Origin of the sequence: uncultured Meiothermus sp. (genome assembly GCF_937863175.1) — a bacterium.
Taxonomy (GTDB): domain Bacteria; phylum Deinococcota; class Deinococci; order Deinococcales; family Thermaceae; genus Meiothermus.
Window position 1 is genome coordinate 1 of the sequence record NZ_CALMCQ010000389.1, and the last position, 10624, is coordinate 10624.

General features: G+C 64.7%; 9 protein-coding genes. All 9 read right to left on the bottom strand.

The window, feature by feature from the left end:
- Positions 1–163: 163 nt before the first annotated feature.
- Positions 164–1003, bottom strand: a complete 840-nt coding sequence (gene kynA / locus Q0288_RS14560) for a tryptophan 2,3-dioxygenase (RefSeq protein ID WP_299431839.1) — start codon at positions 1001–1003, stop codon at positions 164–166.
- A complete protein-coding gene (gene kynU, locus Q0288_RS14565; protein WP_299431842.1) occupies positions 1003–2232 on the bottom strand; it encodes a kynureninase in 1230 nt (409 codons plus the stop codon). Before kynU ends, kynA begins: the two co-directional genes overlap by 1 nt.
- Positions 2233–2242: 10 nt before the next feature.
- Entirely contained in the window at positions 2243–2656 is a 414-nt protein-coding gene (locus Q0288_RS14570; protein ID WP_299431845.1) for a RidA family protein, read from the bottom strand.
- A gap of 2 nt (positions 2657–2658) precedes the next feature.
- Entirely contained in the window at positions 2659–4341 is a 1683-nt protein-coding gene (locus Q0288_RS14575; protein WP_299431848.1) for an AMP-binding protein, read from the bottom strand.
- Between the two features lie 25 nt (positions 4342–4366).
- Positions 4367–5641: an acyl-CoA dehydrogenase family protein gene (locus tag Q0288_RS14580; protein ID WP_299431851.1), complete on the bottom strand. Its 1275-nt coding sequence runs from the start codon at positions 5639–5641 to the stop codon at positions 4367–4369.
- A 373-nt stretch (positions 5642–6014) separates the two neighbouring features.
- The gene (locus tag Q0288_RS14585; protein WP_299431854.1) at positions 6015–6869 is read right to left on the bottom strand and encodes an enoyl-CoA hydratase family protein; all 855 of its coding nucleotides are present in this window, start codon (positions 6867–6869) and stop codon (positions 6015–6017) included.
- Positions 6866–7396, bottom strand: a complete 531-nt coding sequence (locus tag Q0288_RS14590; RefSeq protein WP_299431857.1) for a MarR family transcriptional regulator — start codon at positions 7394–7396, stop codon at positions 6866–6868. Before Q0288_RS14590 ends, Q0288_RS14585 begins: the two co-directional genes overlap by 4 nt.
- Positions 7397–8170 (bottom strand): SDR family oxidoreductase, encoded by a 774-nt coding sequence (locus Q0288_RS14595; protein WP_299431860.1) that lies wholly within the window; start codon positions 8168–8170, stop codon positions 7397–7399.
- A complete protein-coding gene (locus tag Q0288_RS14600; RefSeq protein ID WP_299431863.1) occupies positions 8167–10506 on the bottom strand; it encodes a bifunctional salicylyl-CoA 5-hydroxylase/oxidoreductase in 2340 nt (779 codons plus the stop codon). The genes Q0288_RS14595 and Q0288_RS14600 overlap by 4 nt, the downstream gene beginning before the upstream one ends.
- Positions 10507–10624: the final 118 nt, after the last annotated feature.

The window sequence follows — 10624 nt, forward strand, 5'->3', positions numbered from 1 at the left end:
ATCCTGACACTGCGCTGCTGGGCCATCGCGAGCGAAAAACTTACCAATCCCAACAAAACCATCAACCAAAGCATTCTTTTCATCTTTCCTCCCTTTACTTGCCGTGTTCCTCGAGTGATCACGGGTTTGGAGCAGTACCAAAGGTGGCTGGGCAACAGAGACCCTACAAATCGGTGCGCACCTGCCACAGCTCGGGAAACAGCACGATATCCAGCGCCCGCTTTAGATAGGGTACGCCAGCGGTCCCGCCGGTGCCTTGCTTGTAGCCGATGATGCGCTCGACGGTGGTCAGGTGGTTAAAGCGCCAGCGACGGAAGTTGTCTTCCACATCCACCAGCTTTTCTGCCAGGTAGTACAGATCCCAGTACTGCTCGGTATGGCGGTAGACCTGAAGCCAGGCTGCCCGTACTGTCTGGTCGGGCTGGTAGGGCCTGGAAAAATCACGCTGTAGCACGCTCTGGGGAATTTCCAGCCCCTTAGCTGCCACCAGTTGCAGGGTGATGTCGTAGAGGCTGGGCGCCTGCAAAGCCTCTTCCAGGAGCTGGTAGTGTTCTGGTCGGTGCTGGTGTGGGCGCATCATAAAGGGCTGTTTGTTGCCGAACAGGAACTCGATCAGGCGGTACTGGTGCGACTGGAAGCCGGAGGCCCGCCCGAAGGAGGAGCGAAACTCTAAATAGTCGGACGGGGTCATGGTCTTGAGCACTTCCCAGCTCGAGGTCATCTGCTCCTGGGCCCGGCAGACCCGGGCCAGCATCTTCAGCGCCGGGTCAATGATGCCCTGCCTGAGCAGGTTCATCGCCGTTTTCAGCTCGTGGATGATCAGCTTCATCCATAGCTCCTGCACCTGGTGGATGGCAATGAAGAGCACCTCGTCGTGGGCCTGGGTGAGGGTGCGCTGGGCCGAGAGGAGTTGGTCGAGCCTCAGATAGTCGCCATACGACAGATCCTGGTGGAAGTCGGTATGGGCCTGGGTGTAGGTCTCGTCTTTCGGGTCGCCTGGCATCACGTCACCTTAGCCCTTTGGCTGAAGCGGGGGTCTTTCCAGAGATCCTGGCGCATGACCTGCTCCAGCCTGTTCACCGCATACCAGACGTCCACGAAGCGCAGGTAGAGCGGGGCGAAGCCGAAGCGCACGATGTCCGGAGCGCGGAAGTCGCCCACCACGCCCTGGCTGATCAGGGCCTGCATCACCGGGTAGCCCTGGGGGTGGCGGTAGGAGACCTGGCTGCCGCGCCGGGTGTGAAGGGTAGGGGTGACCAGTTCAAAACCATAGCGGGCCGCCAGCGGCTCCATCAGCTCGATAAACAGGCCGGTCAGCTGCAGCGACTTTTGCCGTACCACCTCCATGTCTACGTTGGCGAAGACCTCGAGCGCTGCATCCAGCGCGCTCATCGAGAGCACACTGGGGGTGCCTACGGTCAGCCGGCGAATGTCCTCAGCCGCCACGTACTCCGGAACAAAGGCGAACGGGGCCTGGTGGCCCATCCAGCCCGAGAGGAAGGGGAAGGCGGCCCGCTGGTGCTGCCGGGCAACGAACAGGAAGGCCGGTGCGCCGGGGCCGCCGTTGAGGTACTTGTAGCCGCAACCCACCGCAAAGTCCACTCTGTGCTGGTTCAGGTGCACCGGGAAGGCCCCCGCGCTGTGGGCCAGATCCCAGATCACCAGCGCCCCCTTTTCGTGGGCTAGCCGGGTCAGCCGGGCCATATCGTAGAGGTAGCCGGTGCGGTAGTCCACCTCGGTCAGCATCAGCACGGCGGTCTGTTGGTCAAGGGCAGCCTCTATCTGGTCTTTCTGTACAAAACGCAGCTCGTAGCCGCCCAGGAGCCTCGAGACCCCCTGGGCGATGTAGAGGTCGGTGGGGAAGTTGTCAATGTCGGAGACGATGATCCTGCGGTTCGGACGCAGCCGCAGGGCGGCCAGCAAAACCTTAAAGAGATTTACTGAGGTCGAATCGGCAGCCACCACCTCGTCGGCCTCGGCCCCGATCAGCCGCGCGATCTTGGCCCCGACCTGGAGGGGCAACTCCACCCAGCCGTGCAGATTCCAGCTTCGGATCAGGTCGTGGCCCCACTGCTGCTGCACCACCTTTTCCAGATGGCCGGGCACCGCTCTGGGCAGTAGACCCAGCGAGTTGCCGTCGAGGTAGACCAGCCCCTCGGGGATTACGAACTCCTCGCGCTTGGCCGCCAGCGGATCGGAGCGGTCGAGGGCCTGGATGGCTTCTAAGGTCATAGGATTTCCTTTAGTCAGGGATCACTGCCGTGGCCTCGAGCTCTACCCTGGCCCGGTCTTCCATCAGGGCCGAGACCTCCACCACCGACATGACCGGGTAGTGGCGCCCCATCATCTCGCGGTAGGCCACCCCCAGGGCGTCCAGCGAGGCCAGGTACTCCTTCTTGCTGGTCACGAACCAGGTCAGCCGCACCAGGTGCTCGGATTTTCCGCCGGCCTCGGCCAGGGTCTCGAGGATGTTTTGCAGGGCCTGGCGGGTCTGGCCCACAAAGTCGTCGGTCTCGAAGATGCCCTTGCGGTTCCAGCCAATCATCCCCGCAATGAAGACCATAGTTCCGCGGGCAGCGATACCGTTGACGTAGCCCTTGGGCTTGGGCCAGCCAGGGGGTTGCAGGATCTGCAGGCCTTCCTTTATACGCTCCATAACTACCCCCTCGCTCCCAAGGCCTCCTGGCGCAACACGAAGCGCTGCAGCTTGCCGGTCGGGGTGCGCGGCAGGCTTTCGCGGAACTCGATAGAACGGGGGTATTTGTAGGGTGCTATTTTCTGCTTCACAAAGTCCTGTATCTCTTTTACCAGCTCGGCGGAGGCAGCCACCCCGGGCCGCAGCACCAGGTAGGCCTTGACGATCTGCCCCCGTTCGGGGTCGGGCACCCCCACCACCGCGCACTCGGCTACGTCGGGGTGCAGCAAGAGCGCCTCCTCGACCTCCGGCCCAGCGATGTTGTAGCCCGAGGAGATGATCAGGTCGTCGGTGCGGGCCTGGTAGATAAAGTAGCCCTGCCCATCCACCAGATAGGCGTCGCCGGTGATGTTCCAGCCGTGCTGCACGTACTGTCGCTGGCGGTTGTCGTTCTGGTGCACGGAGCTTGCTCCGTCCCGAAGGGGATCGTCCGCCAGGTAGCGGCAGCCGGTTGGGCCGCGCACTGCCAAGCGTCCAACCTGGCCTGGGGGCATGGGTCTGCCGACATCATCCAGGATGGAGGCCTGGTAGCCCGGCACCGGCTTGCCGGTGGCGCCCGGCCTGGCCTCGGCCTCGGTGTGCGAAATGAAGATGTGCAGCATCTCGGTGGCCCCGATGCCGTCAATCAGCTCGATACCCGTGGCTTCCTTCCACAGCTTGCGGGTCGAGGCGGGGAGGGGTTCTCCGGCAGAGACACCCTTCCGCAGCGAGGTGAGGTCGTGGTTTTTGGCCTGGGCAGCCATGGCCCGGTAGGCGGTAGGCGAGGTGAAGACCACGCTGGCCCCGAACTCGGCAATGGCCGGCAGCAGCAGATCGGGGCTGGCCTTTTCCAGGAGTGCCAGCGAGGCTCCGATCCGCATGGGGAAGAGCACCAGCCCCCCCAGCCCGAAGGTGAAGGCCAGCGGCGGGCTGCCTATAAACACGTCCTCGGGCGAGGCTCGCAGCACATACTTTGCGAAGGTGTCGCAGATGGCCAGCACATCGCGGTGGAAGTGCATACAGCCCTTGGGCCTGCCGGTGGTGCCGGAGGTGAAGGCGATCAGGCAGGTATCGTCGCTGGCGGTCTCCACGTTGCGGAACTCCCCCGATTTACCGGCCATCAGCGCTTCCAGGCCGCCGCCTTCGCCCCAGTAGAGGACCTGCTTCAGCGTGGGGCAGCCCGGCAGCGCATTTTCCAGCCCCTCGCGCAGCCGCCCGTCGCACAGGGCGTGCGAGATCTGGGCCTTGGTGATCACGTCGGTAAGCTCCTTGGCCCGCAGCAGGGGCATAGTGGTGACGGCAATCCCCCCGGCCTTCATCACCGCAAACCAGGCCGCGACCAGCATAGGGTTGTTGGGCGCGTGCAGCAGCACCCGGTTGCCGGGCACCAGGCCCATCTCCTCCACCAGTACACCGGCGATGCGGTTGGCTTTCTCCAGCAGGTCGCCATAGGTCCAGCTAAGCCCGGTGGCCCGCACGCAGACGCGCTCGGGGTGCCGGGCAGCCATCTGGTCCAGCAGTTCGGTGGCGCAGTTCAAGCGCTCGGGGAACTGAAGCTCCGGTAGCGTAAAAATCAGCTCGGGCCAGTCCGACCTGGGCGGCAGATGGTCCCTGGCAAAGGTATCTATGTGGGCGCTATGGAGTGGGCCCATTTCATCCCCGGCCATGCCACTATCCTGTCTATACCCCATCTCAGACCCCTCCTTTCACAGTCTGGCTCTCCTTGAAATTCTTGAGCATCTCCCGCGCGATAATCAGTTGCTGCACCTCGCTGGCCCCCTCGTAGATGCGCAGGGCGCGGATCTCGCGGTACAGCGACTCCACCACCTGTCCTCTGGTCACGCCCAGCCCGCCCCAGATCTGCAGGGCTGCGTCAATCACCTGCTGGGCGTTCTCGGTGGCGGTGAGCTTGGCCATGGCGGCCTCCTGGGTGACCCGCTTCCCCTGGTCGCGTAGCCAGGCCGCGCGGTAGGTGAGCAGGGCGGCGGCGTCCACCTGGGTGGCCATCTGGGCTAGCTTGGCCTGGGTGAGCTGGAAGTCGGCCAGGGTCTGGCCGAACATGGGGCGGGTGGTGGCCCGGTGCAGGGCCTCGTCCAGCGCCCGCCGGGCAAAGCCCAGGGCCGCCGCCGCCACCGAGGTGCGGAAGATGTCCAGGGTCTGCATGGCGATTTTGAAGCCCTGCCCTGCCTGGCCTAAACGCTGGCTGCTGGGAATTCGGCAGTCTTTGAAGCGCAGCCTGGCCAGCGGGTGCGGTGCCATGACCTCGAGGCGCTCGGCGATCTCGAGGCCGGGTGTGTCCGCCTCCACCACAAAGGCGCTGATGCCCCCCGAGCCCTGGCTACCCGGCGCGCGGGCGAAGACCACGTAGAAATCGGCGATGCCGCCGTTGGAAATCCAGGTTTTGTGCCCGTTCAGCACGTAGGAGTCACCCTCGGCTCGGGCCTCGGTGGTCAGGGCCCCCACGTCGGAGCCAGCGTCTGGCTCGGAGAGGGCGAAGGCCGCGATGAACTCGCCCCGGGCTACTTTCGTCAAGTAAATGGCTTTCTGCTCCGGGGCGCCGTGCAGGGTGATGGCCCCGGAGCCCAGTCCCTGCATGGCAAAGGCAAAGTCGGCCAGCCCCTGGTGGTAGGCCAGGGTCTCGCGGATCAGGCAGACTGCGCGGGTATCAATCGCGTCGTGCACTCCGCCAAAAGCCCGCCCCCCTACAGCGTAGCGCGTCCAGCCCGCTTCACCCAACATTTTGACGAGCTTTCGACAGACGCTGTTAACATGGTGCACGGAGCCTGCTCCGTCCCGAAGGGGATCGTCCACCTGGTGCACGGAGCCTGCTCCGTCCCGAAGGGGATCGTCCGCCCCGTGCTCGTAGTGTTTGGCTAGGCTGCGCACCGCCCAGGCTTCCAGCTCCTGCGCCAGCTTGCGGTGCTGTGGCTCAAAAAAAGGCCATTCCAGATAGGCTTTATCGCTCATGGTGAGCCTCCTGGATTGGTTGATAGCCGAAAGCTAAAGGCACAGGAGTAACGCGGAGTTTGGCGGCGGGGTCGGAGGGACATGTACAAAACAGTTGTCATTCTGAGGAGCGTCCTTTGCGACGAAGAATCTTCTGTGAGGCAGTGTACTGAATACAGTTGACCGCAGAGCAGTAGATTCTTCGCTTCGCTCAGAATGGCAACTTTGTTTTGATTGGCCTTCGGGTTGACAGGCATGTAAAGGTTACGGGACTGAGACAATTCTCTTTGCCTGTTTCTCGAAGCGTGATCCCCGAGAGTCATTCCGGCCAGAACGACGCGCTCCCGCTCGACCCTAGACCCCCGAGTTGTCGCGTGACCCTCTGCCCCTTTCATCAGTCCCCCTCAAAGACGGGCTTTTCCTTGGCCACGAAAGCCTGGTAGGCGCGCTGGAAGTCGCGGGTGGTCATGCAGATGGCCTGGGCCTGGGCTTCGGCCTCGAGGGCCTGGTCCAGGCTCATGTCCCACTCCTGGTGGAGCATCTTTTTGGTCATGGCGTGGGCGAAGGTGGGGCCCTGGGCCAGCGAGAGGGCCAGCTGCTGGGCTTCCAAAAGCAGCTTTTCCGGCGCGCACAGGCGGTTGAAAAAGCCCCAGCGTTCGGCCTCCTCGCCGCCCATCACGCGGCCGGTGTACAAAAGCTCGGAGGCCCGCCCCTGCCCGATGATGCGCGGCAGCATGGCGCAGGCCCCCATGTCGCAGCCCGCCAGCCCCACCCGCACAAAAAGGAAGGCGGTCTTGCTCTGGGCGGTGCCGTAGCGGAGATCCGAGGCCATGGCGAGGATGGCCCCGGCCCCAGCGCAGACCCCGTCCACCGCGCTCACGATGGGCTGGGGGCAGGCCCGCATGGCCCTGACCAGGTCGCCGGTCATGCGGGTGAAGGCCAGCAGGTCTGGCATTTTCATCTGGGTGAGGGGGCCGATGATCTCGTGCACGTCGCCGCCGGAGCAGAAGTTGCCGCCTGCCCCGGTAATCACCACGGCTTTCACGTCTTTGGCGTAGGTCAGGGCGCGGAAGAGGTCGCGCAGCTCGGCATACGACTCGAAGGTGAGGGGGTTTTTGCGCTCGGGGCGGTTGAGGGTGAGGGTAGCCACGGCTTTGTCCACCGACCACAGGAAGTGCCGGGCCTGGTAGCCGGATAGTTCCAGCGGGTTTCCTGGCAGGCTGGTGGCGAGGTCTGGGGGCAGGCTCACGGGCGGGCCTCCTTTCCGTTGAGGTGGGCTTTGAGCCTGCCCAGCAAGGTGAACAGGCTGTCTTTTTCGGCGGCCCCGAGGCCGGAGAAGAACTCAATCACCCAGCCCTCGTGCACCCGGGCCATCTCGGCGAATACCTTGCGGCCCTGGGGGGTAAGCTTGACCGTGAAGGAGCGTCGGTCGCGGGGATCCACCGCGCGGCGCACCAGGCCCTCGGCCTCGAGCTGATCGGTAATTCCGGTGATATTCCCGGTGGTAACCATCATGCGCCTCGAGAGCTCACCCATCTTGAGGCCCTGGGGGTGGCGCTCGAGCTGGGCCAGCAGGTCGAAGCGGGGCAGGGTGGTCTGGAAGCTCTCGCGCAGCCGGGTGCGGATCTCGGTGGTGATCAGGTTGGTGCAGGTTAAGAGGCGCAACCACAGCCTGATGGCCTGCAGATGTTCGGGCTCCCGCCCGTCCCGAAGGGAATCTACCTGAGGATGGTCTTCGGCCAGGCGGGTCTCGAGGTCGGGCTTGAGCGTTACCACCTAGGTCACCTCCCCTCCCGCCACCGCGATGGCCTGCCCGGTCAGGGCCCCCGAGGCCGGCAGGCAGAGCCACAGCACGGCCTGGGCCACCTCCTGCGGCTCGACCAGCCGGCCCTGGGGGTTGGCTAAAGCCAGCTCGGCCCGGGCTTCGGCGGCGCTGCGCCCGGTCTTCTGTACAATTTTGGCCAGACTGGCCTCGAGCATCTCGGTCTGGGTGTAGCCGGGGCAGACTGCGTTAACCGTAATGTTCTTCCGGGCCAGCTCCAGGGCCAGCGAGCGGGTCAGCCCGATCACCCCGTGCTTGGCGGCGCAGTAGGCGCTCACGTAGGGGTAGCCCCGCAGCCCTGCGGTGCTGGCGATGTTGACGATGCGGCCCCAGCCCGCCTTTAGCATTCCCGGCAGCACCGCCTGGGAGCAGAGGAAGCTGCCAGTCAGGTTGACTTCCAGCGTCCGGTTCCACAGCCCCAGGTCAGTTTTGACGAAAGGCTGGCTCTCGGCCTGCCCGGCGTTGTTGACCAGGATGGTCACGCTTCCCAATGCTCCTGCGGCAGCCTCGAAAGCCCGCTGCACCTCCTGGGGGTTGGCGACGTCGCAGGTTTCCATATGGACCTCGGGGCCGAGTTTTTGGGCCTGTGCTTCCAGGCTGGCCCGGCTGCGCCCCATCAGGGTGAGCCTGGCCCCGGCCTGGGCCAGTTCCGCGGCGATGGCCGCCCCAATGCCGCGCCCACCGCCGGTCACTATGGCGTGCTTTCCGGTCAGGGGCTGGGGGTTCATCGGGCTGCCAGCTCCTCGGCCTGCTCGGCCTGGGCCCGGGCCAGATTGCGCTCGAGCTGGGCCTTGCCCGAGAGGTACTGCTTGGGCCAGGCCACCTCGGGGTAGCCCAGTCTGGCCGCCTGGTGCAGCGTCCAGTGGGGGTCGGCCAGGTGGGGCCGGGCGATGGCGCAGAGGTCGGCCCGCCCCGCCGCAATGATGGAGTTCACGTGGTCGGCCTCGAAAATGGCCCCCACGGCCATGGTGGCGATCTTCACCTCGTTCCTGATACGGTCGGCGAAGGGGGTCTGGTACATCCGCCCGTAGACCGGCCTGGCCTGGCGGGTGGTCTGTCCGGAGGAGACATCCATCAGGTCGCACCCGGCCTCTTTGAACATTCTGGCGATCTGCACCGCGTCGCCCGGGGTGTTGCCGCCGGGGGCCCAGTCGTGGGCCGAGATGCGCACCGAGATTGGCAGGTGCCGGGGCCAGACCGCGCGTAGGGCGACAAACACCTCCAGCGGGTAGCGCACCCGATTTTCCAGGGACCCGCCATACTCGTCGGTGCGGAGGTTGGTGAGCGGGCAGATGAAGGCCGAGAGCAGGTAGCCGTGGGCGCAGTGCAGCTCGAGCCAGTCGAACCCGGCCTCGGCCCCCCAGTGTGCGGCCCGCACAAAATCGGCCTTGACCCGCTCCATATCGTCTCGGCTCATCTCGCGCGGGGTCTGGTTGTTGGGCCCGTAGGGGATGGGCGAGGGGGCGATCAGGGGCCAGTTGCCCTCCGACAGTGGCTCGTTTTCGTCCTCCCAGCCTACCTGGGTCGAGCCTTTGGGCCCGGCGTGCCCCAGCTGGAGCCCAATTTTGGCGTCGGAGTTGTGGTGCACGAAATCCACGATGCGCCTGTAGGCTGCTCTGTGCTCTTCGCGGTACAGCCCGGCGCAGCCCGGGGTGATCCGCGCATCCGCCGAGGGGCAGGTCATCTCGGTGAAGACCAGGGCAGCCCCGCCCAGGGCCCGCGCCCCCAGGTGCACCAGGTGAAAATCGTTCACCAGCCCGTCCTGGGCCGAGTACATTGCCATGGGCGAGACCACCACCCGGTTTTTCAGGGTCAGACCCCGCAGCGCAAAGGGGGTGAACATCGGCGGGACCGGCCTGGGCGGCAGGCCCGATCTCTGTGCCAGCCAGGCCTCCACGCTTTCCAGGTAGTGCTTGTCCCGCAGCCGCAGGTTCTCGTGCGAGATGCGCTGCGAGCGGGTCATCAGGCTGTAGGCGAACTGCTCGGCTTCCAACCCCGTGTAACGCTCGACGTTTTCGAACCACTCGGTCGAGTTCCGCGCGGCGTTCTGGATCTTGAGCACCTCCACACTTCGCGCCGCCTGGTACTCGGCCAGAACCCGCCGCAGGTGTTCTGGGCTATCGCCCACCCGGGCGAAGGCTTTGGCCAGTTCGATGGCGTCTTCCAGGGCCAGCTTGGTGCCGCTGCCGATAGAGAAGTGTGCGGTATGGGCCGCATCGCCCATCAGCACCAGCGGAATTTCTCGCCCCTCGAGACAGTTCCAGTGAACCCAGGTCTTGCAGACTACCCGGGGGAACCTGATCCAGATGGCCGAGCCACGCAGGTGGGCGGCGTTGGACAACAGCTTGCGGCCGTCCAGGTATCTGGCAAAGAGTCTTTCGCAGAAGGCGATGCCCTCCTCCTGGCTCATCTGCCCCAGGCCGGCTTTCTGCCAGACCGCCTCGGGCGTCTCCACGATGAAGGTCGAGGTCTCGGCGTCGAACTGGTAGGCGTGGGCCTGGAACCAGCCCCAGGGGGTCTCTTCGAAGGCGAAGGTGAAGGCCTCGAAGCGCTTGGGAATGCCCAGCCAGACGAAACGGCACTTGCGCACCTCCACGTCGGGCTCGAAGGTTTTCTCGTACTTCTTGCGAATGCGGCTGTTGATGCCGTCGGCGGCGATGACCAGATCGGCCCGATACTGCCGGGCAGTTGCTTCATCGTCGGATACGTCGGTTTGAAAGACCAGACTGACCCCCAGCTCGCGGCAGCGGTCTTGCAGGATGTTCAACAGTTTTTGCCGCCCGATGCCGATAAAACCGTGGCCGCTCGAGCGGATGGTGCGCCCCTTGAAGTGCACCTCGATATCGTCCCAGTGGTTGAAAGCCCTGCTAATGCGGCTGTAGCTGGGGTAGTCGGCCTTCTCGAGGTTCCCCAGGGTCTGGTTGGAAAACACCACCCCCCAGCCGAAGGTGTCGTCGGGGCGGTTGCGCTCCAACACCGTCACCTCGTGGGCGGGGTTCTGCTTCTTCATCAGCAGTGCAAAGTACAGCCCGGCTGGCCCACCGCCGATACAGACGATCCTCATGGTATGGCCCCGCTTGTTGCGTGGCTGAACTGCCATCCCCCAAGACCCCTCGCCATCCCGACCTCCCAGCTTTCGGTGCTGTTAATGTATCTTTAGCTTAAGATAGATCGGAAGAGCA